This window comes from Micromonospora echinospora, from assembly GCF_900091495.1.
GTDB classification, from domain to species: domain Bacteria; phylum Actinomycetota; class Actinomycetes; order Mycobacteriales; family Micromonosporaceae; genus Micromonospora; species Micromonospora echinospora.
Map to the genome: position 1 here is coordinate 6,868,220 of NZ_LT607413.1, position 25,088 is coordinate 6,893,307.

At 72.7% G+C, this 25,088-nt stretch carries 17 protein-coding genes; 13 read left to right on the forward strand and 4 right to left on the reverse strand.

Translation table 11 applies throughout. The annotated features are described in order from the left end of the window. Positions 1–217: 217 nt before the first annotated feature. From GA0070618_RS29210 to GA0070618_RS29220, 3 genes are read left to right on the forward strand one after another with little or no spacing between them, the layout of a single operon-like run. On the forward strand, positions 218–940 hold the full coding sequence (locus GA0070618_RS29210; RefSeq protein ID WP_088984504.1) for a tryptophan 2,3-dioxygenase family protein: 723 nt from the start codon (positions 218–220) through the stop codon (positions 938–940). Position 941: 1 nt separating this feature from the next. Further along, positions 942–2,069, forward strand: coding sequence for an aminotransferase class V-fold PLP-dependent enzyme (locus tag GA0070618_RS29215; RefSeq protein WP_231931497.1), 1,128 nt, complete (start codon positions 942–944; stop codon positions 2,067–2,069). Next, positions 2,066–3,094: a methyltransferase gene (locus GA0070618_RS29220; protein WP_088984505.1), complete on the forward strand. Its 1,029-nt coding sequence runs from the start codon at positions 2,066–2,068 to the stop codon at positions 3,092–3,094. Before GA0070618_RS29215 ends, GA0070618_RS29220 begins: the two co-directional genes overlap by 4 nt. Before the next feature lie 74 nt (positions 3,095–3,168). Here GA0070618_RS29220 and GA0070618_RS29225 read toward each other — a convergent pair whose 3' ends face one another. Beyond that, positions 3,169–3,837 carry a dienelactone hydrolase family protein gene (locus GA0070618_RS29225; RefSeq protein WP_414467618.1) on the reverse strand — a complete coding sequence of 223 codons (669 nt, stop codon included), beginning with the start codon at positions 3,835–3,837 and terminating at the stop codon, positions 3,169–3,171. Between the two features lie 322 nt (positions 3,838–4,159). Between GA0070618_RS29225 and GA0070618_RS29230 the strand changes: the two genes are divergently transcribed. Both GA0070618_RS29230 and GA0070618_RS29235 read left to right on the forward strand, forming a co-directional pair. Beyond that, entirely contained in the window at positions 4,160–4,555 is a 396-nt protein-coding gene (locus tag GA0070618_RS29230) for a PadR family transcriptional regulator (RefSeq protein WP_088984507.1), read from the forward strand. Continuing rightward, positions 4,530–5,189 (forward strand): hypothetical protein, encoded by a 660-nt coding sequence (locus GA0070618_RS29235; protein ID WP_088984508.1) that lies wholly within the window; start codon positions 4,530–4,532, stop codon positions 5,187–5,189. Before GA0070618_RS29230 ends, GA0070618_RS29235 begins: the two co-directional genes overlap by 26 nt. Positions 5,190–5,239: 50 nt before the next feature. Here GA0070618_RS29235 and GA0070618_RS29240 read toward each other — a convergent pair whose 3' ends face one another. Both GA0070618_RS29240 and GA0070618_RS29245 read right to left on the reverse strand, forming a co-directional pair. Beyond that, the gene (locus GA0070618_RS29240) at positions 5,240–5,473 is read right to left on the reverse strand and encodes a DoxX family protein (protein ID WP_088984509.1); all 234 of its coding nucleotides are present in this window, start codon (positions 5,471–5,473) and stop codon (positions 5,240–5,242) included. 34 nt (positions 5,474–5,507) lie between these two features. Then, positions 5,508–6,050: a hypothetical protein gene (locus GA0070618_RS29245; protein WP_088984510.1), complete on the reverse strand. Its 543-nt coding sequence runs from the start codon at positions 6,048–6,050 to the stop codon at positions 5,508–5,510. Positions 6,051–6,121: 71 nt separating this feature from the next. Between GA0070618_RS29245 and GA0070618_RS29250 the strand changes: the two genes are divergently transcribed. Then, positions 6,122–6,721, forward strand: a complete 600-nt coding sequence (locus tag GA0070618_RS29250) for a TetR/AcrR family transcriptional regulator (RefSeq protein WP_088984511.1) — start codon at positions 6,122–6,124, stop codon at positions 6,719–6,721. Positions 6,722–6,844: 123 nt separating this feature from the next. Here GA0070618_RS29250 and GA0070618_RS29255 read toward each other — a convergent pair whose 3' ends face one another. Beyond that, a complete protein-coding gene (locus tag GA0070618_RS29255) occupies positions 6,845–7,402 on the reverse strand; it encodes a hypothetical protein (RefSeq protein WP_088984512.1) in 558 nt (185 codons plus the stop codon). A 220-nt stretch (positions 7,403–7,622) separates the two neighbouring features. Here GA0070618_RS29255 and GA0070618_RS29260 point away from each other — a divergent pair, with 220 nt between their 5' ends. From GA0070618_RS29260 to GA0070618_RS29290, 7 genes are all read left to right on the forward strand, one after another. Further along, positions 7,623–9,125: a SulP family inorganic anion transporter gene (locus tag GA0070618_RS29260; protein ID WP_088984513.1), complete on the forward strand. Its 1,503-nt coding sequence runs from the start codon at positions 7,623–7,625 to the stop codon at positions 9,123–9,125. Continuing rightward, positions 9,125–9,583 (forward strand): MerR family transcriptional regulator, encoded by a 459-nt coding sequence (locus tag GA0070618_RS29265; RefSeq protein WP_088984514.1) that lies wholly within the window; start codon positions 9,125–9,127, stop codon positions 9,581–9,583. The genes GA0070618_RS29260 and GA0070618_RS29265 overlap by 1 nt, the downstream gene beginning before the upstream one ends. Positions 9,584–9,726: 143 nt before the next feature. Beyond that, positions 9,727–15,984 (forward strand): non-ribosomal peptide synthetase, encoded by a 6,258-nt coding sequence (locus GA0070618_RS29270; RefSeq protein WP_088984515.1) that lies wholly within the window; start codon positions 9,727–9,729, stop codon positions 15,982–15,984. 81 nt (positions 15,985–16,065) lie between these two features. Next, positions 16,066–20,397, forward strand: a complete 4,332-nt coding sequence (locus GA0070618_RS29275) for a type I polyketide synthase (protein WP_088984516.1) — start codon at positions 16,066–16,068, stop codon at positions 20,395–20,397. Next, positions 20,390–21,628 (forward strand): MupA/Atu3671 family FMN-dependent luciferase-like monooxygenase, encoded by a 1,239-nt coding sequence (locus tag GA0070618_RS29280; RefSeq protein WP_197701680.1) that lies wholly within the window; start codon positions 20,390–20,392, stop codon positions 21,626–21,628. Before GA0070618_RS29275 ends, GA0070618_RS29280 begins: the two co-directional genes overlap by 8 nt. After that, positions 21,621–23,087, forward strand: coding sequence for a condensation domain-containing protein (locus GA0070618_RS29285; protein WP_088984518.1), 1,467 nt, complete (start codon positions 21,621–21,623; stop codon positions 23,085–23,087). The genes GA0070618_RS29280 and GA0070618_RS29285 overlap by 8 nt, the downstream gene beginning before the upstream one ends. After that, entirely contained in the window at positions 23,084–25,003 is a 1,920-nt protein-coding gene (locus tag GA0070618_RS29290; RefSeq protein ID WP_170107790.1) for a non-ribosomal peptide synthetase, read from the forward strand. Before GA0070618_RS29285 ends, GA0070618_RS29290 begins: the two co-directional genes overlap by 4 nt. The last annotated feature ends 85 nt before the right edge of the window (positions 25,004–25,088 follow it).

Genomic DNA, 25,088 nt, shown 5'->3' on the forward strand with positions numbered 1-25,088 from the left:
GCCCCCGCGCCACGCCGAGGCCACAGGTACGCACACGCCACGCCCGCGAATTACCCCGGCCGATTCCGGCACATGCGCCGAGAGGCACCCCTTCCGGCCGGGCATCCAGACGCCGGGGCGTCCTTTCGATTGCCGGACATCACTGGATAATGAGCCGCGCGATGATCCCGGGCGCACCGGGAACGGCCGCGCCGAAACCCACGGAAGGGACGATTCTGTGAAGCGAGACCACTCGCCCGTGCTCCCCGGCGAGGGTGCCACGGACTACGCGCGCTACATGCGTACGGACGAGTTGCTCACCCTGCAACGGGAACCGGCGGAGATGGTCCACCGGGACGAACTGCTCTTCCAGGTGGTGCACCAGTCCGCCGAGCTGTGGTTCAAGCTCGCGGTGGCCGAGTTGACCGAGGCGGCCGGGCGTGTCGACGACGGCGAGCTGTCCGAGGCCGAACTCCTGCTGGGTCGGGCCTCGCTCGCCGTCCGGCTCGTCACCGACCAGTTGGACATGTTCCGGCACCTGCCGCCGGCCACCTTCCAGGCCCTGGTGCCCGCGCTGGGCAACGGCTCCGGCGCGGAGTCGCCGGGCTGGAAGCAGGCGCAGGCCGCCAGCCGCCGGCTCGACCAGGCGTTCGCCCGGTACCTCGCCGACCGGCAGATCGACCTGCGGAAGCTCTACGCGGGCAGCCCCGCCGACCCGGTCTACCGGATGGCCGAGGCGATGGTCGACTGGGACGAGCGGGTGGCACTGTGGCGGGTACGGCACTACAAGATCGCGATCCGGATCGGCAGCCACGGCCCGACGGGCACCCAGGGCAGCCCGGCGAACTGGCTGGCCAAGCTGATCGACCACCGGTTCTTCCCGGAGCTGTGGCAGGCGCGTACCGCGCTCGTCGGGGGACCGGAGGACCCGACCGGGGTGACCCCGGACGCGGAGGGCTGACGTGGATGCCGCCTTCCGCGCGCACTTCCCCGTCCTGCAGACCTGCGTCTACCTGAACAGCAACTCCACCGGCGCGGTGCCCCGGGGCGTCCAAGAGGTCCTGGCCGGCTACTGGGAGACCCTGCGCACCTGGCGGGACGACGTCTGGGGCGGCTGGCACGAGGGCCTCGACCGGTACGCCGACGGGGTGGCCGCCTTCGTCGGCGCACCCGCCGGCAGCGTGGTCACCGACGCCAACCTGAGCACCCTGCTGGTCCGGGTGGCTTCCTGCTTCGACTACCGGACGCCCCGGAACCGGGTGGTCACCACCGACCTCGAGTTCCCCACCGTGCCGTTCATCTGGAACGCGTTCCGCCGGCACGGGGCGCAGCCCGTCGTGGTCGGCACCGGCGGCCCCCGGATCGACCAGGACGCCCTGGAGGAGCAGATCGACGAGCGGACGCTGCTGGTGTGCGTACCGCACGCGAGCTTCACCTCCGGGGCCACCGTCGACCTCGCCCGGCTGGTGAAGCACGCGCACTCGGTCGGGGCCCGGGTGGTGGTCGACGCCTTCCAGACCGTCGGGATCATGCCGCTGGACGTCACCGCGCTCGGTGTCGACTTCCTGCTCGGCGGCGCGCACAAGTGGATGTGCGGAGCGGGGACGGCCTTCCTCTACGTCCGCCCCGACCTGCTGCCCGACCTCGAACCGGCGGCGACCGGCTGGCAGGCGGGCGACCGGGCGCTGACCTTCCAGCCGTCGACCGGGTTCGCGGACGGCGCACAGCGGTTCGCGGGTGGCACCCCGTACCCGCTCACCTCGCTCATCTCCCAGGTCGGCCTGGACCTGCTGGCCGGGGTGGGCATCGAGACGATCCGGGCGCACTCGCTGCGCTGCACGCAGCGCGTCGTCGACCGGGCCGGGGCGGCCGGCATCCCGGTGGTCAGCCCGGTCGGCCCGGAGCGGGGCGGCGTGGTCTGCCTCGACGTCCCCGACGGGGAGGCGGTCAAGTACCGGCTCGCCGCCCGGAACCTGATCTGTAGTTGGCGTGGCTACCTGCGGATCGGCCCGCACGTCTACAACACCCTCGACGAGATCGACGAGTTCATGGACGCACTCGAACAGGAATGGCAGGGGAGCCACCGATGAGCACACCGTCGTTGTCACCGCGCGCGCTGATGAGTCTGCTGTTCAACGCCAGCAAGGCGATGGACGTGCTGGAGACCGCGCTCACCATGGGGCTGCTCGACGCCCTGGAGCCCGGCCCGGTGGGCCTGGGTGACCTGGCGACCCGGTTCGACGTACGGCCGCTGCGGCTCTACAAGTTCCTCGACTGCCTGGAAAGCGTCGGCGTCGTCGAACGGGAGGAGAAGAGCGACGACATCACCGAGGCCAGCTACCGGGCGGTGCCCGGGTTGCGGGACGCCGTGCGGGCCGTGGTCGGGCCGGGCTCGCTCGAACGTGACCGGGACCAGTACCCGTGGCGGCGGTTGCACGGCCGGCTGGCCGAGAGCCTGCGCGGCGAGGTCAGCATGACCGACGACGACTTCGCCTGGCCGCCGAAGACCGACGAGCAGACGGCGTCGTTCGAGCAGAGCATGTCGGTCGGGCTCGGCCCGGTGCTCGAGGTCTTCGGCCGGCACGCCGACCGGCTGTGGTCGGGGCGTCGCCGCTTCCTCGACGTCGGCGGCGGCGACGGCACCCTCGCCGCCCGGGTGCTCCGGGACGCCCCGGAGCTGCGGGTCGACGTCTACAACCTGCCGGCGGTCGGGCCGCTGGTCGAGCAGACCCGGACCGGGTGCGTCGCCCCGGACCGGCTCGGCTTCGTCGGCGGAGACTTCTTCGCCGAGCCGCTGCCCACCGGGTACGACACGATCTCCTTCGTCCGAGTGCTGCACGACTGGCCCAACGACGTCGCCCGGATGCTGGTGGAGAAGGCGTACGCGGCGCTGCCGCCCGGCGGGATGCTGCTGATCTGCGAGGAGTTCCGCACGCCGGACCGGCTGGCCATGCAGTTCTTCTGGTCGTACTTCCTGATCGGGGTGGACAGCTGTGTCAGCCGACTGCGGGAGGTGGAGTTCTACACCAGCCTGCTGACCGAGACCGGCTTCGAGAAGATCGAGGTGCTCCCCGGCGGCTGGGAGCTGGTCGTCGCCCACAAGCCGGAACGCTGACACCCCACCGGCATGGATCGTGGTGGGAAGTGGCCCCCTGAGGGCCCTCTCCCACCACGACCGCCGCGTGTTCGTCAGATGAGGTGCCGGGCGAAGAACCGTAGCGTGCTGTCCAGTTCGAACGCCGGGATCTCCCCGTGCCCGCCGGGGTTGGCGTGCAGGGTCTTCTCGGCTGACCCCAGGGCGTCGAACAGCGCCAGGCCCTGGGCCCGTGGCACCCGCTCGTCGTCCCACTGCATCAGGAACTCCACCGGGACGGTGATCCGCCCGGCGGCCTCCGCCGATGCCAGCGCCCCGCCCAGGCCCAGCACCGCGGCACGGACCCGGGGTTCGGCAGCGACGAACGGCACGCCGAGTCCACACCCCAACGACACCCCCCAGTAGCCCACCGGACCGACCCCGACGTGTTCGAGCTGCTGGACCGCGTCCAGGACCGCCCGCCATTCCGGAACGGTCTGACGGGCTACGAGTGCCTGGAAACCGGCGATCAGCGGAGCCAGCTCCTCCCCGGCCTCCACGCGGGCCTGGTTCTCGGTCGCGATCCGGTGGTACTCCTCGTCCGTCGGCCGGTCGCCATGGCCCGGCACGTCCACCGCCACCACCGCGAACCCGCGCTCCACGACGAAGCGGTGCGCCCGGAAGACGATGCCGGGGGCCTTCTTGTGCTGGCCACCGCCGTGTCCCATCAGGATCAGCGGACGAGTGCCGACGGCGCCTTCCGGCGTCCAGAGCACACCGGGAATCTCACCGAGGGTGAAGAGCTGTTCGGAGACGCCGTCGCACGACGTTTGAGAGTTGAAGCGCACAGCGTTGCAAGCCTTTCGGGATGCTTTGTGCGGGCACTCCCTAGGCCACGCGAGGGAGGGAGCCCCGACCTGTCACACCGTTGATCGGTCTCACCTCCTCAGTTCGCAGCGACGCACAGCGAGGCCGAACGTATCACGGGGCCACCCGCATCTACACGAGACCACCATCGGCCTCGCCATCGTCAACGGGTGACCGTGGGCCGACTCCCGACTGGAGCACTACTGGACGACGCATAATACCGGCAGTATTATGCGTCGCATGATAGGGGCAACGCGTGGGTCGGACGATTCGGCCGAGCGGCAGGCCCAGCTCCTGCGCGGCTGCCTGGACATGTGCCTGCTCGCGCTGCTTGCCGCCGAGCCAGCGCACGGCTATGAACTCGTCCACCGACTCGACGCCGCCGGATTCGGAACGGTGAGCTACGGCACCGTCTATCCGCTGATCACCCGGCTGCACCGCCTGGGGCTCGTTGTCAACGTGCTCCAGCCCAGCCCCAGCGGCCCGCCCCGCAAGGTCTATCGACTGACCGACACGGGCCATGACCGTCTGCGCGCCTGGCGTGAGCAGTGGGCCCAGTTCGCGAGCGTCGTGAACCACACCGTCCGTCCACCGATTCCAGGAGACGACCATGAGCACGTCGACGCGGGCCGTTGACAACACCCTCGCCGCCGCAGACCGACAGTGGCGCGCTCTCGGCATTCACCGTCGCGACCGGGCGACCCTCACTGCCGATCTGCGCTCCGAGCTCGAGGCAGCAGCCGCCGACGGGCTCGATCCCACAGAGCTTCTCGGCACCGACCCTGCCGAGTTCGCCCTGAGGATCGCCGAGGAAGCCGGCATGGAGCGGACCCCGCCGCGGTACGGCCAGGTGGTTGGTGTGGCGAGCGCGGGCGCGGTGCTCGCCCTCGTCGTGGGATACGTCGTGGCCATCGGCCTGCACCATGCGTTCGTGGCGGCATTCGACCTGCCGCGAGAGGTGCGCGTGCCGGTGTGGCTTGCCGCCGGTGTCTTCTACGGCGGCGTCGCGGCGGTTGTCGTCGGCGGCGCCGTCCTCGCCGTACGCGTCGCCCTACGCGACGCGCCCCGCATCCGACACACCGCGGCGCGGATGGCAATGCTGCTGCCGTTCGCTGTCGCAGCCGGGATCGCCGCTGCGGCCGCATTCGGCCGGTCGCTCGGCTTCCCGCTCACCCCACTGGCGATCGGGACCGAGGCAGCGATCGTCCTGGCCGCTTTCCTCGCCGCGACGGCGCTGGCCCGCCGCTGGTCCGTGACGGCGGCAGGGTAGCCACGCCCGATGAGTCCAGCCAGCTGAATCAGGGTCAGGGCGCGGCCTGGTCACCAGCCGTAGGGGCGGGATCGACCCCAGACGACGAGGGCAGCGAGCAGGAACAGGACGGCGTTGAACGCGACCGCGGAGGGCTCCCTGCGGCAGATGTGGATGGCGGCGGCCAGGACCATGACGACCGCCAGGCAGGCCGCCGCGACCGGAGTGAGCACCGCAGCGGTGCCGGCGAACCGCGCCAGGGTCGCGCCGCCCCTCCCGTCGCCCGGCTGATCAGCGAAGAACACCGCCGAGGAGGCCTACCAGGGCTGACGACCGAGGTCAGTGGCGCGGCTCCCGCTTCGGGAAGACCGTGTAGTACAGCGGCCAGAAGACCAGCCAGACCACGACGACCAGGCTGAGCCGGCCGATCCAGGCCTCCAGTTCCCGCGTCCGGTCGGGCTCGCCGACCAGGACGATCCCGCCGACCAGCAGGGCGCAGGCGACGGCCCAGCCGAGCAGGGCCTTGCCCCACTCGCGCCACTCGTGCCGGGTCCGGGCCCAGCCGTAGCGGGGCGGTTTGACCGGCGGCGGGCCACCGGCAAAGCGGTGCGCGAAGCGCTGGTCGGCCCAGCGCACCACGCTGTGGCCGAAGGCCACCGAGAAGCCGAGGTACGCGGCGGCGAGGCCGTGCGCGAGCGTGGCGGTTCCCCCGGAGCGTAGGTCGATCATGGTGGCGACCAGGAGCACGACGTCGACCAGGGGTACCGCCAGCAGCAGGGCGGCACCCAGTCGAGGGCGCCGCAGCGGGTAACGGGCGATCAGCCCGGCCGCCAGCACCACCCAGAAGGCCACCTCACACGCGATGATCAGTCCGACGAGCATCTCCCACCCCGTTTTTAGTACGCTGTGCGATAACCGTAGCAGCGGGTCGCACACACCGACCGGAGGGGCCATTGCCCAAGATCGTCGACCACGAGGCCCGGCGCGCCGAGCTGGCCGAGGCGATGTGGCGCGTCGTCTACCGGGACGGGGCCGCCGCGGCGACCGTCCGCAGCATCGCGACCGAGGCGGGCTGGTCACCCGGCGCGCTGCGGCACTACTTCACCACCCAGACCGAGCTGCTCGCCTTCGCCATGGAACACGTCGTCGCCAAGGCCACCCGGCGCTTCTACGCCGGGGACTGGACCGGGCCGGTCCGCGAGGTCGTCCAACGGATGCTGGAGGAGGTCCTGCCGCTGGACCAGCAGCGCGTCCGGGAGATGGAGGTGTGGCTGCTGCTCGCCGCCCGGAGCCCGACCGACCCGGTGGCGCGGGCCCGTATCGCCGAGGCCGACGACGGCGTACGGCGGGCCACCGAACTCGCCGTCGTCACGCTCGCCGACGCCGGCCTGGTGGCCGCCGACCGGGACGTGCCGAGCGAGACGGCCCGGCTGCACGCCCTGGTCGACGGGCTCGCCCTGCACGCCCTGCTGCACCCCGACGTGATGCCGCCCGACCGGGTCCGGGCCACCCTCGCCCACCACCTCGACGACCTGCTCCGTCCGGCTGGTTGACGACGACCGGCGCGCCCGGCAGCAGTCCGCCGGGTGCACCGCGTCCAAGGGCAGCGCCGCTCCTTCTCCCGCAGCCGGTCTCTTCTCGCCAGCCGGTCGGGCGGGCGGGCGGGCGGGGGAACCTCAGCCCTGTTCACCGACCAGGGTCACCGCACCGCCGTCGTGCTCCACGCAGAGCGGCCACCCCGGATACCGCGCACCGATCGAAGCGGCGTCACGCACGGGGTCCTCGGTGCCCACCAGGACACACTGGCCGGGCCTGCTGCCGACGAGGTTCAGCTCGACGCCGCGCTCCCGCCAGTAGTCGATGTCGGCGACCACCTCGGCCGCCCAGGCGGCGAGTTCCCGTTCCGGATACACGGCGTCGACGTACCGGACGGCGGCCGACGGTGGCAGCAGTCGGCGTACCGCGTCGTCGAACGCGGCCGAGGGGACGCGGTGCACGACCACCGTGCCGAGGATGGGATCGATTGCCACCCCGGCATACACCTCGGGGTGATGCTGCTGACCCTCGTGCTCCACGGCCGCCGCCCAGCCGAGGAGCTTGTCCTGGGTCGGCCAATCGATGATCACCGGTTCGGGCTGCCCAGCGGCGGGCTGCGCGGTGGCGGGCTGCGCGCCTGCCGTGAGCGCTATGACGGCTGGCACCGCGAGGGTCAGCAGCAGGGTGCGCACCTTCATCGTCGGCCTCCCGTTTGGTCAGGCGCATGCCACCTACTTCGACAGTGTGCAGCCGCACTCGCACCATCCGAGCCAAAACCGCAATCTGCTTCACAACTGTCCGCAAGATCGTCAGTGGGCACCGCCGCGCCGCGTGGCGATGATCACGATCGGCGAACTCTCCCCTGACGTGAGAGTAGGGTCGGCCGGGCTTCCTCACGTACCGACCGGAAATGGCCGCATGTCCTCTCTCCTGTCCGCGGCCCGCCGGTCGCGCCTGTCCCGCCCCTCCTGGCTGTCGTCGCCGAAGGTGTTCCGCACCGAGGTCCTCGCCGGCCTGGTCGTCGCCCTGGCGTTGATCCCGGAGGCGATCTCGTTCTCGATCCTGGCCGGGGTGGACCCCCGGGTGGGGCTCTTCGCCTCGTTCACCATGGCGGTGACCATCGCCATCTGTGGTGGCCGACCGGCGATGATCTCGGCCGCGACCGGCGCGATCGCCCTGGTGGTGGCGCCGCTGGCCAAGGAGCACGGCCTCGACCACCTGGTCGCGGCCGTGATCCTCGGCGGGCTGTTCCAGATCGTCCTGGCCGCGCTCGGGGTGGCGAAGCTGATGCGGTTCGTCCCCCGCAGCGTGATGGTCGGCTTCGTCAACGCCCTGGCCATCCTGATCTTCGCCGCGCAGATCCCGCACCTACTCGGGGTCCCGTGGCTGGTCTACCCGCTCGTCGCCGCCGCCCTGGCGGTCATGGTCGGGTTGCCCCGGTTGACCCGCGCGGTGCCCGCTCCCCTGGTCGCCATCGTGCTGTTGACCGTGGCCACGGTGGCCGTCGGGCTGACCGTGCCGACAGTCGGGGACGAGGGCGCGCTGCCGGACAGTCTGCCCACCCTCGGCCTGCCGCAGATCCCCTGGACCCTGGACACCCTCGTACTGATCGCTCCCTACGCCCTGGGAATCGCGCTGGTCGGCCTGATGGAGTCGCTGATGACCGCCAAACTGGTCGACGACATCACCGACACGCCGTCGGACAAGACCCGGGAGTCCTGGGGCCAGGGCGTGGCGAACGTCGTCACCGGGTTCTTCGGCGGCATGGGCGGCTGCGCGATGATCGGCCAGACGATGATCAACGTGAAGGCGTCCGGCGCACGCACCCGACTCTCCACCTTCCTGGCCGGTGTCTTCCTGCTGGTCCTGGTGGTCGCGCTCGGCGACGTCGTGGCGCTCATCCCGATGGCCGCCCTGGTCGCCGTGATGGTCGTCGTCGCGGTGTCCACGTTCGACTGGCACTCGGTCGCTCCGGCCACCCTCCGGCGGATGCCGTACGGCGAGACGACCGTCATGGTCGCCACCGTCGTCACCACCCTGGTCACCCACAACCTGGCCATCGGCGTGCTGGTCGGCGTACTCACCGCCATGGTCGTCTTCGCCCGCCGGGTGGCACACCTCGTGCAGGTCACCAGCGTTCTCGATCCCGAAGGCGGTACCCGCATCTACTCGGTGCACGGTGAACTCTTCTTCGCCTCCAGCAACGACCTGGTCCAGCAGTTCGACTACACCGGCGACCCAGAGCACGTCATCGTCGACATGACCCACGCCCACGTCTGGGACGCTTCCTCGGTGGCCGCCCTCGACGCCGTCACCACCCGGTACGCCGCCCGGGGCAAGACCGTCGAGATCATCGGGCTGAATCCGTCCAGCGCACGCATCCACGACGCCCTCGCCGGTCAACTGGGCGTCGGCCACTGATGGCGCGTCCCGACCGGGCGTCCGGGCCGGGGGCACACACCGGGCCGGACGCCCCGGTACCCGGCCCGGACCGGCTGATGCAGATCGGTGAGGCCGCCGAGCGGGTCGGCCTGAGTATCCGCACCATCCGGCACTACGAGGACGTCGGCCTAATCGTCCCCTCGGCCCGCAGCGAGGGCGGCTTCCGCCTCTACACCGAGGCCGACCTCGACCGGCTCGCCGTGGTGCGACGGATGAAGCCGCTCGGGTTCACCCTCGACGAGATGCGCGACCTGCTCGTCCTGCTCGACGATCTGGACACCGTCGCAGACGGGGAGCATCGGGCCGCCCTGGTGGACCGGCTCGCCATGTTCCACGAGGCGGCCGACGCCCGCGTCACCGCGCTCCGCGACGAACTCGCCGTCGCCGAGGGTTTCGCCGCCACGTTACGGGCGAGGCTCGACCGGCACGGCGGTTGAACACTCCCGCCCGAACCGTGACGTGATCGCCCGGCGGTTCGGCGGGAAGGATCCGGGAAGCTCCCGGTGAGTGCCCACCTCGATCCTTACTCCGACGGCGCAGGGAAGCTGGCCATTCACGGAGAGTACGAGGTGTTGCCGGGATGGACCCCGCCGAAGCCGACGCGAGCACCGAGTTCCCCCTGTCGTCGGCGCAACGGCGGTTGTGGTTCCAGTACCGGCTGGAGGGGCCGTCGGCGACGTACAACATCCCGATCGTCACCCGCATCCGTGACCGGGTGGACGCCGACGCGCTGCTCGCCGCCGTAGCGGACGTGGTGGGCCGGCACGAGATCCTGCGCACCGTGTACGTGGAGGTCGATGGGGAACCGGTGCAGCGCGTCCTACCGGCCGCCGAGGCGTCCGTCGACGCCGCCCACGTGACGATCACGGCCGACCATGTCGACGCGGCGGTCCTGGAGACCTGCCGATGGCCGTTCGACCTGGCGACCGAGTTGCCGCTGCGGGCGCGGCTGTTCACCCTCACCGAGCGGGAACACCTGCTGGTGTTGAACCTGCACCACATCGCCGGGGACGGCGGGTCGCTCGGCCCGCTCGCCCGGGACCTCTCCCGGGCCTACACCGCCCGCACCACCGGTCGCGCCCCCGAGTGGGAACCGCTCCCCGTCCAGTACGCCGACTACGCCCTCTGGGAGCACGAACTCCTCGGTGTCGACGACGATCCGGACAGCGAGGTCAGCCGCCAACTGCGCTACTGGGGCACCACGTTGGCCGGACTGCCCGACGAACTGGCGCTGCCCGCCGACCACCCCCGCCCACCGCAAGCCACCTACCGGGCCGGACGCGTCGACCTCACCATCGACCCGGCCACCCACACCGCACTGCGCGCCGTCGCCCGCCAGCACGACGCCACCCTCTTCATGGTCGTCCAGGCCGCCATCGCCACCCTCCTCACCCGACTGGGCTGCGGCACCGACATCCCCCTCGGCACCGTCGTCGCCGGACGCACCGACGACACCCTCGACCACCTGATCGGCTTCTTCGTCAACACCCTCGTCCTGCGCACCGACACCACCGGCGACCCCACCTTCACCGACCTGATCAGCCGGGTCCGCGACACCGACCTCAGCGCCTACGACCACCAAGACCTCCCCTTCCAACGCCTCGTCGAACACCTCAGGCCGACCCGGTCGCCCGGGCGTAACCCGTTGGTTCAGGTGGCGTTCGCCGTCGACGGCGGACTCGTCCTCGACCTGGATGTGTTCGACGTCGTCGCGGAGAAGCCACCGTTCGAGACGGCCAAGTTCGACCTCTACTTCGGGTTCGTCCCGCAACACCGCTCGGGGGAACTCGCGCTGGGCCTCATCTACGCGGAGGACCTGTTCACCCGGACGAGCGCGGAAGCATTGGGGCGACGACTGATCACCCTGCTCACCCAGTTCGCCGCCGACCCCGCACTGCGGGTCGGCAGGGTGCAGGTGCTGACCGCCGAGGAGCGTCGTCAGGTTCTCGGCGGCTTCCAGCGCGCCACGCCCCGGGTGCCGTGCGAGACCCTCCCGGCGCTCTTCGACCGGCAGGTCCGGCAGCACCCCGACGCCGTCGCGGTCGTCCACGACGGCAGGGAGATCACGTACCGGGAGTTGGATGCGCGGGCCGGTCGGCTGGCGTACCACCTGGTCGGGCTCGGGGTCGGGCCGGACGTGCCGGTGGCGGTCTGCATGCGACGGTCGGCGGACCTGGTCGTCGCCCTGCTCGCGGTGAGCATGGCCGGCGGCTGCTACGTGCCGGTGGACCCGGCGTACCCGACCGCCCGCAAGGAGTACGTCCTCCGCGACGCCGCACCGGCGGTCCTGATCGTCGACCATGACTCAACCCGACCCGCACCCGGAGCGGCAGCGGTCGTCGTGGCCGGTGGTGCGGCGTGGGAAGGGCCGACGGATCCGCCCACCGATTACCGGCTCCCGACGCCGTCCCTGGACAACGCCGCTTATGTGATCTACACGTCGGGGTCGACGGGTGCGCCGAAGGGTGTCACGGTCACCCACCGGGGCATCAGCCGGCTGGCCCACCGCTACCAGCGGGACTTCGAGGTCCGCCCCGGCAGTCACGTCCTCCAGATCGCCTCGATCGGCTTCGACGGCTCGGTCTGGGAGATGCTCATGGCCCTGCTCGCCGGCGGCGCCGTCATCCCCTTCACCCCGGAACAGCTGCTCGATCCCGAGGGCGATCACGCGGCCCTGATCTCCCGTACCACCCACGTCACGGTCACGCCCTCGCTGCTCGCCTCGCTCCAACCCGCTGGTCTACCCGCCGGGGCGATGGTGATCACCGCGAGCGAGGCGTGTCCGCAGTGGCTGGTCGACACCTGGTCCGTCGACTACCGCCTGGTCAACTCCTACGGCCCCACCGAGGTCACCGTCTGCGCCAGCGGCGGACCCCTACCCGCCGGGCAACCCGTCACCATCGGCGTCCCGGTCGCCAACACCGACCTCTACGTCCTCGACGAGTTCCTCCAGCCCGTCCCCGTCGGTGTGCCGGGCGAACTGCATGTCGCCGGGGAGGGGCTCGCCCGTGGCTACCTCGGTCGACCTGGCCTGACCGCCGCCCGGTTCGTCGCCGATCCGTACGGCCCGGCCGGCACCCGCATGTACCGCACCGGCGACCTCGTCCAATGGGACACCACCGGCCACCTCCACTTCCTCGGCCGCACCGACGACCAAGTCAAGATCCGCGGCTTCCGCATCGAACTCGGCGAAATCGAAACCACCCTCACCGCACGCCACGACATCCACCACGCCGCCGTCATCGTCCGCGAAGACCAACCCGGCGACAAACGCCTCGTCGCCTACCTCGTCCCCACCGACAACGACACCACCGTGAACCTGGCCGACCTCCGTCGGGACCTCGCCACCCACCTGCCCGACTACATGGTCCCCACCGCCTACGTGACCATGGCCGCCCTCCCCATGACCGCGAACGGGAAACTCGACCGCAGCGCCCTGCCCGCCCCCACCCACACCACCACCAGCACCCACGCCGCGCCCCGCAACGCCCGACAAACCGTGCTCTGCCAACTCTTCGCCGCCGTCCTCGGCCAACCCGAGATCGGCACCACCGACAACTTCTTCGACCTCGGCGGCCACTCCCTCCTCGCCACCCGCCTCGTCAACCGCATCCGCGGCACCCTCGGCGTCGAACTCAGCGTCCGCCACCTCTTCGAAAACCCCACCGTCGCCACCCTCGAACCACACCTGACCACGGGCATCACACGCGCGGCGCTGACCGTCGCTCCGCGACCGGATCCGTTGCCTGTGTCGTTCGCCCAGCGTCGTCTCTGGGTGCTGCACCGCATCGAGGGTCCGTCGGCGACGTACAACGTGCCGGTCACCACCCGCCTCCACGGCACCGTGGACGTCGACGCCCTCCGCGCCGCCGTCGACGACCTCGTCAACCGACACGAAATCCTCCGCACCCTCTACACCGAGACCAACGGCGAACCCACCCAACGCATCCTCGACCCCGCACCCGGAATCGCCACCTTCACCCACCACCGGATTCCCGCCGAGCAGGCCGAACAGATCCTCACCACCGCCTCCGCCCACCCCTTCGACCTCACCCGCGAGGCACCCCTCGCCGTCCACCTCATCACCACCGGCGAACAGGACCACCTCCTGCTGGTGAACCTGCACCACATCGCCGGCGACGGTGCCTCCATGACACCCCTCGCCCGCGACCTCGCCACCGCCTACACCGCCCGCACGACCAGTGAGGCCCCCGACTGGGAACCCCTCCCCGTCCAGTACGCCGACTACACCCTCTGGCAGCGCGAACTCCTCGGCACCGACGACGACCCCGACAGCGAGCTCCACCGCCAACTGCGCTACTGGGGCACCACGTTGGCCGGGCTGCCGGACGAACTGCCGCTGCCCGCCGACCACCCCCGCCCACCCCAAGCCACCTACCGGGCCGGACGCGTCGACCTCACCATCGACCCCACCACCCACACCGCACTGCGCGCCGTCGCCCGCCAGCACGACGCCACCCTCTTCATGGTCGTCCAAGCCGCCATCGCCACCCTCCTCACCCGACTCGGCGCCGGCACCGACATCCCCCTCGGCACCGTCGTCGCCGGACGCACCGACGACACCCTCGACCACCTCATCGGCTTCTTCGTCAACACCCTCGTCCTGCGCACCGACACCACCGGCAACCCCACCTTCACCGAGTTACTCCACCGCGTACGCGACACCGACCTCACCGCCTACGACCACCAAGACCTCCCCTTCGAGCGACTGGTCACGCACCTACAACCGGCGCGATCCCTCGGTCGGCATCCGCTGTTCCAGGTCGCCCTGTCCCGGGCCGACCGAGCCCCGAGCGCCACTCCCCTGCCGGGGCTGGACTGCACGCCGGAACCGACCCGGCTCGCCATCGCCAAGTTCGACCTGGAGTTCACGGTCATGGACGAGCCGGTCGACGGGGATCTGGACATCGCGATCGGCTACGCGCGGGATCTCTTCGTCCAGGAGACCGTCGAACTGCTCGGGCAGCGCCTCGACGCGATCCTGCGCCAGGTCGCCCAGCATCCCGCCACCCCGATCAGCCGGCTCGATGTGCTGGTCGAGGGCGAGCGGGCACGGCGACCGCAGGCGTCCGCTCCGGCGACCGTGGCGTGCAGCGTCGTGGAGGCGTTCGACGCCCAGGCGTCGTGCAGGCCGGACGCGCTCGCGGTCACCGACGGTTCGACCGTCCTGACGTACGCGGAACTGCGGGAGCGCACCGAGCGGCTGGCCCGGACGCTACGGGCGGCCGGGGTGGTCGCCGAGACGCCCGTACCGATGCTCATGCAACGCTCGGTGGACCTCGTCGTCGCTCTCCTCGCGGTCCTCAAGGCCGGCGGCGCGTACCTGCCCATCCACACTGCCTACCCGCTGGCCCGGATGCGGGCGGTGGTCGCGGCCTCCGGATCTCCGGTAATCGTCGTCGACGACGCGTTCCGCGCCCACGAACTGGTCGCCGAACAGGTCGCCGCCGGACGTCGGGTGCTGGGCTGCGATGCCGACCCGGTGGTGGACGACGGGCCGCTGCCGAGGGTGCATCCACAGCAGCTCTGCTACGTGATGTACACGTCCGGCTCCACCGGTGAGCCGAAGGGCATCCAGATCACCCACCAAGGCGTCGTCGACCTCGTCCGCGACCCCAGCTGGGCCATGCACACCAACGACCGCACCCTCCTCCACTCCCCCCACGCCTTCGACGCCTCCACCTGGGAACTCTGGGGACCCCTCCTCGCCGGCGGACAAGTCGTCGTCGCCCCATCCCGCGAACTCGACGCCGCCACGCTCCGGGCTCTCCTCCGGAAACACAAGATCACCCGGCTCAGCCTCACCGCCGGCCTCTTCCGCGTCATCGCCGACGAACTCGTCGACGCCTTCACCGAACTCACCGAAGTCACCACCGGCGGCGACGTCATCTCCGCCCAAGCCGTCAACCACACCCTGGACAATTGCCCGAACACGATCGTCCGCACCACGTACGGCCCCACCGAAATGACCCTCTGCGTCACCCAGTACCCCTGGCGACACGGAGAACAAGCCGGCGCCACCGTCCCCCTCGGACACCCCCTCCAGGGCACCCACCTCCACGTCCTCGACCAGCACCTCCAACCCGTCCCCGTGGGTGTCCCCGGAGAGCTCTACCTCGCCGGAGCCGGCACCGCCCGCGGCTACGTCAACCAACCCCACCTCACCGCCACCCGCTTCGTCGCCAACCCCTACGGCCCACCCGGCACCCGCATGTACCGCACCGGCGACCTCGCCCGCTGGGACACCCACGGCAACCTGCACTTCCTCGGCCGCACCGACGACCAAGTCAAGATCCGCGGCTTCCGCATCGAACTCGGCGAAATCGAGGCCGCCCTCACCACGCGCGACGACATCCGCCACGCCGCCGTCATCGCCCGCGAAGACCAACCCGGCGACAAACGCCTCGTCGCCTACCTCGTCCCCACCGACGACGGCAACCCGATCGACCTGGCCCAACTCCGCCGCGACCTCGGCGCGAAACTGCCCGACTACATGGTCCCCAGCGCCTACGTGACCATGACCGCCCTACCCATCACCGCCAACGGCAAGCTCGACCGCAACGCCCTGCCGGAGCCGACCGACACCCCGACCCGCAGCCCCCGCCAGGACGTGCTCTGCGAACTCTTCGCCGCCGTCCTCGGCCTGCCCGAGGTCGGCGCCGACGACGACTTCTTCGACCTCGGCGGCCACGCGCGGCTCGCCGGGAGGCTGGCGACCCGGGTCCGCGCGATCCTCGGCGTCGACATGGACGCCCAGCTTCTCGTCGACCACCCCACCGTCGCCGCCCTGGACGCGCGACTGCCGGCACACAGCTGACCTGTCACCCGCCGGACCTGCCGTCATCGACCGTGGCGGCAGCCCCTCCGATCCACCTACTCACACGGAGCGAGGCCCTACATGAGCGACGACGAGGAGTTCACCGTCCACGACAGCGTGGCCATCATCGGCATGAGTGGCCGTCTGGCCGGGTTCGACTCCGTCGACGAGTACTGGCGGGGACTGTTTGCCGGGGTCGACGGCTCGCGCACGTACGCGGACGGGGAACTCGCCGCGGCGGGCGTGCCGGCGGCGGAGATCGCAGACCCGTCGTACGTGCGTATCGGTTACCCGCTCGTCGCGCCCGGCCTCTTCGCCGCCGAGTTCTTCGACGTCGGTCCGGCCGAGGCGGAGGTGACCGACCCGCAGCACCGGCTCTTCCTGGAGTGCTGCTGGACCGCGATGGAACACGCCGGGCGGGCCCCGGGCGGGGACCACGGTCGGGTCGGTGTCTTCGCCGCCGCGTCGGCGAGCACGCATCTCGCCGAGCGGGTCGTGCCGTCCGAGCGGGCCGCGCGCATCGCCCATCCGTTGCAGGTGGCGGTCGGCAACGACGCGGGCATGCTCGCGTTGCGGGTCGCGTACAAGCTGAACCTCACCGGCCCGACCCTCACCGTCTCCTCGGCGTGCTCGTCGTCGCTGGTGGCGGTGCACCTGGCCTGCCAGAGCCTGCTCACCCACGAGTGCGACACGGCGCTCGCCGGCGGCGCGACGGTCCGGCAGCTCGATCCCACCGGCTACCGGCACGAGGAGGGCGGCATCCTGTCCCGGGACGGGCGGTGCCGGCCCTTCGACGCCGACGCCACCGGCACGGTCGCCGGTGACGGTGTCGGGGTGGTGGTGCTCAAGCGGCTCGCCGACGCGCTCGCCGACGGCGACCACGTGCACGCCGTCATCCGGGGGTCGGCGGTCAACAACGACGGGTCCGCGAAGGTGGGCATCACCGCGCCGTCCACCACGGGTCAGGTGGCGGTGATCCGGGACGCGCTGGCCGTGGCCGGCTTCGCCCCGGAGACCGTCGACTACGTCGAGGCGCACGGAACCGGCACCGCGCTCGGCGACCCGATCGAACTGCGGGCGCTGGCGGAGGCGCTCGGCGCGGTGCCCGCCGGCTCCTGCCGGGTCGGGGCGGTCAAGTCCAGCATCGGTCACCTGGACGTCGCCGCCGGCGTCGCCGGTCTGATCAAGACGACGCTGGCGATCGAGCACCGGTTCGTCCCGGGCACGCTGCACTTCCGGCAGTTGAACCCGGCCCTGGAGCAGCCCGACAGCCCGTTCCGGATCACCGCCGAAGGCGAGCCGTGGCCGGTCACCGACCATCCGCCCCGGGCCGGCGTCAGCTCCTTCGGCATGGGCGGCACCAACGCTCATGTGCTGTTGGAGGCGGCCCCGTCCCGCCCGGTCGCCGCCGCGAACCGTCCCGTCCAGTTGCTGCCCCTGGCGGCGCGGACGGCCGACGAGCTGACCGCCGCCGCCACGCGCCTGGCCGACCACCTGGCCGACACCGCGCCCGGCCCGGCCGAGCTGGCCGACGCGGCGTGGACGCTCCAGGTGGGGCGGGCCCGGTTCCCACACCGGCGTGCCGTCGTCGCCACCGACGCGGCCGACGCCGTGGCGGCGCTGCGGGCCGCGTCGACCGGAGCGGTCGTCGACGGGCCGCCGCACGTGGTGTTCCTCCTGCCCGGCCAGGGCACCCGGTTCGCCGGCGTCGGCGCGCGGCTCTACGAGAGCGAGCCGGTGTTCCGCGCGGCGGTCGACGAGTGCGTCGCCGCGTTCGCCCCGCATCTGGACTGGGACCTGGGGGCGCTGCTCGTCGGGCGGGGCACGTCGGGACTGCCCGACGACCCGTCGGCGGAGACCGGCTACGCGCAACCGGCCATGTTCTGCCTCGACTACGCCTGCGCGAGGCTGCTGCGGTCCTGGGGCGTCGAGCCGGACGCGATGGTCGGCCACAGCCTCGGCGAACTGGTGGCGGCCTGCCTGGCCGGGGTGTTCGACCTGGCGGACGCGGCGCGCGTGGTGGCGGCCCGGGCCCGGTTGATGCAGGAGCTGCCGGCCGGGCGGATGGTGTCGGTGGCCCTCGCCGAGAGCCGGCTGAGGGCGGTGCTGGACGGGCACGGCACGATCGCGGCGGTCAACGCGCCCTCCTCGTGCGTGGTGGCGGGCACCGAGGCGGAGATGGCGGTGGTCGAGCGGCGGCTCGCCGAGGTCGGCGCGGTGACCCGGGTCCTGCCGGTGCGGCGGGCCTTCCACACCGTCCACACCGAACCGGCGCTGCGCGCGTTCGCCGACGTGCTGCGCACCGTGCGGCTGCGTCCGCCGACGGTCCGCTTCCTGTCGAACCTGACCGGGACGTGGATCACCGACGAGCAGGCCACCGACCCGCAGTACTGGGTGGCCCACGTCCGTGGGCAGGTGCGGTTCGCGGCCGGGGTCGCGGTGGCGGCGGCGTGTCCGAACCCGGTCTTCGTGGAGGTGGGGCCGGGCCGAGGGCTCGGCAACCTGGTGCGGGCCGGCGCGTACGAGGGTCGGCCACCGGTGGTGGCGCTGCTGGCACCGCCGCCCGGGGAGGCGGAGCGGCACGGCGGGACGGGAACCCACGACGAGCAGCGGAGCGTGCTCGCCGCCCTGGCCGAGCTGTGGCAGCACGGTGTCGAGGTGGACTGGGCGGCGCTACACGGCGGCGTGCCCCGGCGGCGCACCCCGCTGCCGACGTACCCGTTCACCCGTACCGACTTCCTGCTGCCCCGGGTGGCGACGGCGCGGCCGGCCGAGTCGCCGGCCGGGACGCCGGTCTGGTTCCCGGCGGCGCTGCCCCGCGACGCGGCCCGCGTGCCGGCCCGGTGCGACTGGCTGGTCCTCGGCGACGGGTGCGGGTGGGGTGACGACGTCGCGGAGGCGCTGCGCACCGCCGGCCATCCGGTGCGCCGGGTCGCCCGGGCCGACGTCGACGGCGTGGCCGACGCGGTACGACCGGAGACCTGGGAGCGCCTCGTCCGGGACCGGACGGCCGACGGGCCGGTGGACCGGGTGCTGTGCGCCGGGGACGACGACGTCGACGTCGCGGTGGCGTCGCTGGTGGGTCTCGCGTGGGCCCTGCACGCGTCGACGCCGGACCACCCGGTCCGCGTCGACGTGCTGACCGAGGACCTGCGGGAGGTCGCCGGCGCCCGGATCCGGGCACCGCACCGGGCCGCGCTGGACGGGGTCGTCGCCGTGCTCGCCGCGCGGTATCCGACGCTGCGCTTCCACGTCGTGGACGTCGGTTCGGTGACCGGCGACGCGGACCGCGACCGGCAGCGCGCCCGGCTGCTCGCCGAACTGGCGGCGGACGCGGACGACACGCACGTGGCGTACCGGGGGGCGCGGCGGTTCCGGCGGACCCTCGTGCCCGTGCCGGCGGGACCGGCCGGTGTCGTGGCGGGCGGGGGCTACCTGGTGACCGGGGCCGACCGGGAGGCCGGGCTGCGCCTCGGTGCCGAACTGGCGCGCTCGGGTGCCCGGGTGGTGCTGGCCGGCGGTCCGGGAGCACCCGATCCGACCGGACCGGACGCCACCGGCCCGCTCGCGGCGGAGCTGGCGCGGCTGCGCGCCGACCGACCGGACGCGGTGAGTTGGGTACCGGCCGACCCGGCCGACGCCGACGGGCTGCGCCGGCTGGTCGACACGGCCCGGGAGCGGCTCGGTCCGCTGCACGGGGTCGTGCACGTCGCCGGTCCACCGTCCGTTCCGGAGCCGGTCGGTCGGCGGGTCGACCGGATCCGGGCCCTGACCGACCTGCTGGCCGGCGACGACCTCGACATGCTGGTGCTGGTCACCGGTCTCGGCGGAGCCGACCCGCTGACCGAGGAGGCGGTCGCGTCCGCGGTGGGGGCGTTCGCCGAGCAACGCACCGCCGACGGGTGGGCCACGACGGCCGTACGCCTGCGCCCCGGGGTCGACCCGGACGGCCCGGCGGGGCCGGTGGCGGTCCTCCGCGCGGCGCTCGCCGGCGGCGTGCCGCAGGTGGTCGTCGCCGCGCCGCCGACGGACGTGGCCGGCGACGCGGTGCCGGACGGGGTCGCCGCCGGGGATCCGCCGCCGGACGCCGCACAGACCGGGGACGAGGTCGAGCGGACCGTCGCCGAGGTGTGGCGGGAGGTGCTGGGCGTGTCGGGCTTCGGGCTGGCGGACGACTTCTACCAGCTCGGCGGCAACTCGCTGTTCGCCATGCAGATCATCGCCCGGTTGCGGCAGCACTTCGGTGACCTGCCGATGAGCGTCATCTTCGAGGCGCCGACCGTGACCGGCCTGGCCGCGGCGATCCGGGTGTGGCAGGGCGAGGGCATCGGGCTCGACGAGTTCGAGGCGCTGTTGGCGGAGATCGAGGCCACCCCGGCCGTGGGCGGCGTCGGAGGCGGTGACCATGTCTGAGCGTCCCTCGGTGGCGGACCTGAACCGGCGGCTCGCCGCCCTCTCGCCGGAACGTCGGGCGGCCCTGGAGCAGGCGATGCGGGCCCGTGCCGTCAGCCTGCCGCCCGAGCTGGCCGCGCCGACGACCCGCGCCGCAGCCCAACCGGGCCGGCGGCGACGCCCGACCAGCCGGATGGCGTTCAGCCTGTTCTTCTTCTCCGGGGACGGCTCCACGCAGGACGGGGAGAAGTACCGGCTCCTGCTGGACTGCGCCCGGTTCGCCGACGATCGGGGCTTCGCCGCGGTCTGGGTGCCCGAGCGGCACTTCGTCGACTTCGGTGGCCTGTACCCGAACCCGTCGCTGCTGGCGGCGGCGCTGGCGGTGACCACCCGACGGGTGCAGCTGCGGGCCGGCAGCGTCGTCCTGCCGCTGCACCACCCGGTGCGGGTCGCCGAGGAGTGGGCGGTGGTGGACAACCTCTCCGGTGGGCGGGCGGCCATCTCGGCGGCCTCCGGCTGGCATCCGGACGACTTCGTCCTCGCGCCGGGCGGGCCGGACGGGTTCCCCCGGCGCAAGGACGCCATGTTCGAGGCGATCGAGACCGTCCAGCGGCTCTGGGCCGGGGAGACGATCGACGTGTCCCGTCCCGACGGCAGCGTCCGGGCGGTCCGTACGCTGCCCCGGCCGTTGCAGCCGAAACTCCCCGTGTGGGTGTCGGCGGCCGGCTCGGTGGAGACGTTCGAGCGGGCCGGCGCGATCGGGGCGAACATCCTGACCGGCGTGATCGGGCACCGGCTCGTCGAGCTCGGCGAGAAGATCACCGCGTACCGGGCGGCCCGGGCGGCGGGCGGGCACGACCCGGACGCGGGCACGGTCACCACGATGGTGCACACCTTCCTCGGCACCAGCGACGAGGAGGTCCGTGGGCTGGTCCGGGAGCCGTTGATCGACTACCTCGGCACGTTCCTGCGGCAGCACCAGGGCATCGAGGGCGGGTTCGGCGCGCTCGACGACGACGCCCGCGCGGCGATGCTCGACGCCACCTTCGAACGCTACTTCCAGTCGCTGGCGCTGCTCGGCACGCCCGACAAGTGCGAGGCCCTGGTGGAGGACCTGGTCGACGTCGGCGTCGACGAGATCGCCTGCCTGGTCGACTTCGGCCTGCCGCCCGACACCGTGCGCGACGGTCTGCACCACCTCGCCGACCTGCGCAACCGTTACCAGAGTTCGGAGGGACCCACGGATGACTGACCTGTCGGCCCGGCTGGAGCGGCTCACCCCCGCGCAGCGGGCCCTGCTGGACCGTCGGCTCGCCGACCGGCAGGCCATGGTGGGCGTGGGGGCCATCCCCCGTCGGGCGCGGCGGGACCGGGCCCGGCTGACCGACGCGCAGGAGCGGGTCTGGCTGCACCGCCAGCGCCTGCCGGACGACCCGGCGCACAACGTGCCCTCGGCGTGGCGGCTGCGCGGCCGGCTGGACCTCGACGCCCTCACCCGCGCGGTGTACGCCGTGATGGCCCGGCACGAGGTGCTGCGGAGCACGTACGAACTCGACGGCGACCAGCCGGTGCAGGTGGTCCATCCGCACCTGCCGTTCACCATCCCGGTGATCGACCTGCGTGACCTGCCCGCCGACCAGCGGGAGGAGCGGATGTGGCAGGAGGCGCGCGCCGAGGGCAACCGTCCGTTCGACCTGGGCGTCGGTCCGCTGCTGCGGATGCTGCTGATCCGGCTCGCCGACGACGAGCAGGTGCTGGTCCGCATCTTCGACCACATGATCTGGGACCGGGCGTCGATGGGCATCTTCGGGCAGGAGGTGGCCGGCTTCTACCGCGCCTACGTCGAGGGTGGGACGTACGACCCGCCGCCGCTGCCCATCCAGTACGGCGACTACGCCGAGTGGCAGCCGCAGTGGATCGAGCGGGAGGTCCGGGTCCGGCACCTGCCGTACTGGCGGCGTCAGTTGGCGGACGTGCCACCGGCGCGGGAACTGCCGACCGACCACCCCGAGCGGCGGGGCGCCACCAACCGGTCCGGGCAGCGCTACTTCCGCCTGTCGCCGGAGCTGACCGAGGAGCTGCGCCGGTTCGCCCACGAGGAGCGGACCACGCTGAACGTGGTGCTCCTCGCGGTGTGGAAGTTCCTCCTGCACCGGCTCACCGGCGCGGAGGACGTGGTGGTGGGCACCAACTCGTCCACCCGTCGGCGGGCGGAGACCGAGCCGCTGATGGGGCTCTTCCTGACGATGCTGCCGCTGCGGACCACCGTCCGGTCGGAGCTGACGTTCCGGGAGCTGGTGGCGGCCACGCGCCGGACGATGACCGGCGCCCTCGACCACCACGACATCCCGATCGGCGTGATCCTCGACGAGCTGAACGTCGGCCGGGGCGTGGGGCTCGGCGCCCTCTACCGGGCGGCCTTCATCATGGTCGATTTCCGGCACGAGGCCCCTCTGACGATGGCGGGCCTCGAACTGGAGCCGCTGATGCTGGAGAAGCAGACCGTCACCATCGACCTGAGCATCGGCTACTTCGACGAGGCCGACCAGGACCACGTCTACGGCATGATCGAGTACAACGCCGACCTCTTCGACGCCGCCACCATCGAGCGGATGTGGCAGCAGTTGGACCTGCTGCTCCACGGGGCGGTCGCGACGCCCGACCGACCGATGGCGGAGCTGCCGACGCCGCCCGGGGACGGGGACCGGTGACCGGCGGCGACAGCGCCCCCGGCGGCGGGACTCAGACGACGCCTCCGGGCCGGGTCGCGTCGACCGGACCGGGCCTGCTCGCCCGTGTCGCGGCCCACGCCGACCGTACGCCGCGCGCCCTGGCGGTCCGCGACGCCTCCGGGTGCCTGAACTACGGCGACCTGGCCACCCGGGCCGGGGCGGTCGCCGGGTTGCTGCGGGAGCGTGGGGTGGCCGCCGAGTCACCGGTGGGCGTCTGCCTGCCCCGCTCGCCCGAGCTGGTGGCGGCGCTGCTCGGGGTGCTGTGGGCGGGCGCGGTGGCGGTGCCGCTGGACCCGGCGGCGGCACGGATGCGGTTGCGTCTCCAGGCCGCGGACGCGGAGCTGGTGACGGTGCTGGCGACGGCGACGACGGCCGAGTGCGTGGCGTCGGTCGGCGTGCCCGTGACCCTGGTCGACGCGGCGTCGGCTCCGGCCACCGTCCCGCCTCCCGACTGGTGCGCGGAGCGCGCCGCGGTGGTCGTGCACTCCGCCGGGGTGGAGGAGGAGCCGAGACCGGTGGTGGTGACCCACGGCAACCTCGCCGGCCTGGTGGAGTGGCTGGTGGACGGCTGGCCGGCGGACACCTTCGACGCGGTGCGGGTCGACGCGCCGCTGGACGGGCACGTCGCCCTCTGCCAGCTCCTCGCGCCGCTGGCCGTCGGGGGAACGGTGCTGGTGGACGGCCCACCCCACGGTGGCGACGCCGCCGGCCGCCCCGGTGGTGGCGGAGACGACGCCCCCGGTGGTCGCGGAGACGACGCGCCCGGCGTCGGCGGAGGGGGTGCCCCCAGCGTCCGGATCGGGCCGCCCGCCCCGGGCGGGGAGGCGGTCGCGCTGCTGCTCACCGGCGGGCCGCTCACCGCCGTGCCGGCCGCGACGGCCTGCTGGTCGGCGTGGAGCGCGGCCGAGGTGGGCGGGCCGGCGCTGGCCGCCGCGTGCGTCGGAGACGATGCCCGGGCGCTCGGCGAGCCCCGCCCGGACACCACCGTCCACGTGCTGGACGAGGCGCTGCGGCCGGTGCCGGTGGGCGCGGTCGGTCGCCTGCACCTGGGCGGCGGGGCGGTGACCCGGGGATACCACGGGCAGCCGTCTTTGACGGCGGAGCGCTACCTGCCCGACCCGTTCACCGCCACGCCCGGCCGGCGGATGGTCGCCACCGACGACCTGGTCCGCCGCGACGCCGACGGCGTGCTGCGGTGGGTGGGCCGGGTCGACGAGTGTCCCCGGCGGGACGGGGAGCCGACCCCACCGGTCGAGGCCCAGGCCGCATTGCGCCGGCACCCGGGGGTCGCCGACGCCGCCGTGGTCTGCTCCCCCGCCGGGGACCTGGTCGCGGCGGCGGTGCCCGTCCCGGGTGCCGGGACCACGGTCGACGGGTTGCGGTCCCACCTGGCCGGGCTGCTTCCGGCGCGGCTGCGGCCGGACCGGGTGGCCCTGCTGGACGCGCTGCCGCTGCTGCCGTCCGGCAAGGTCAACCGGCGGGCCCTGCTCGGCGCCGTCACCCGGGCGGAACGCGCGCCGGCGGCGCAGGTGGAGCGGACGTCCGATCGGGCCGAGCCGGTGCTGGCGGCGGAACGGACGGTGGCCCAGGCCTGGGCGACGGTGCTGGGACGGCCGGTCGAGGCCGACCGCAACTTCTTCGACGCGGGCGGGGACTCCCTCCTGATGATCAGGTTGAGTGGCGTGCTCCGCCGGGCGTTCGACCGGGACGTCGACGTGGTGGACCTCTTCCGTCTGCCGACCATCCGGGACATGGCCGCCCACCTGGCCCCGCCGGCCGCCGTGGCGAACGGATCCACGCCGGCCGGGCCGACGGCGGCCGAGCGGCAGGCGCGTGCCCGGCAGGAGGCCCGCCGTCAGGTGGGACGGGCGCGTGGGGCCGGACGGGACGCGTGACCGGACGGGTCGGTCCCGGAGGCGGTCGCCGGCTCCTGGACCGACCCGTATCTATTTATACTTCTCGATCTAATTGGTAACCTGG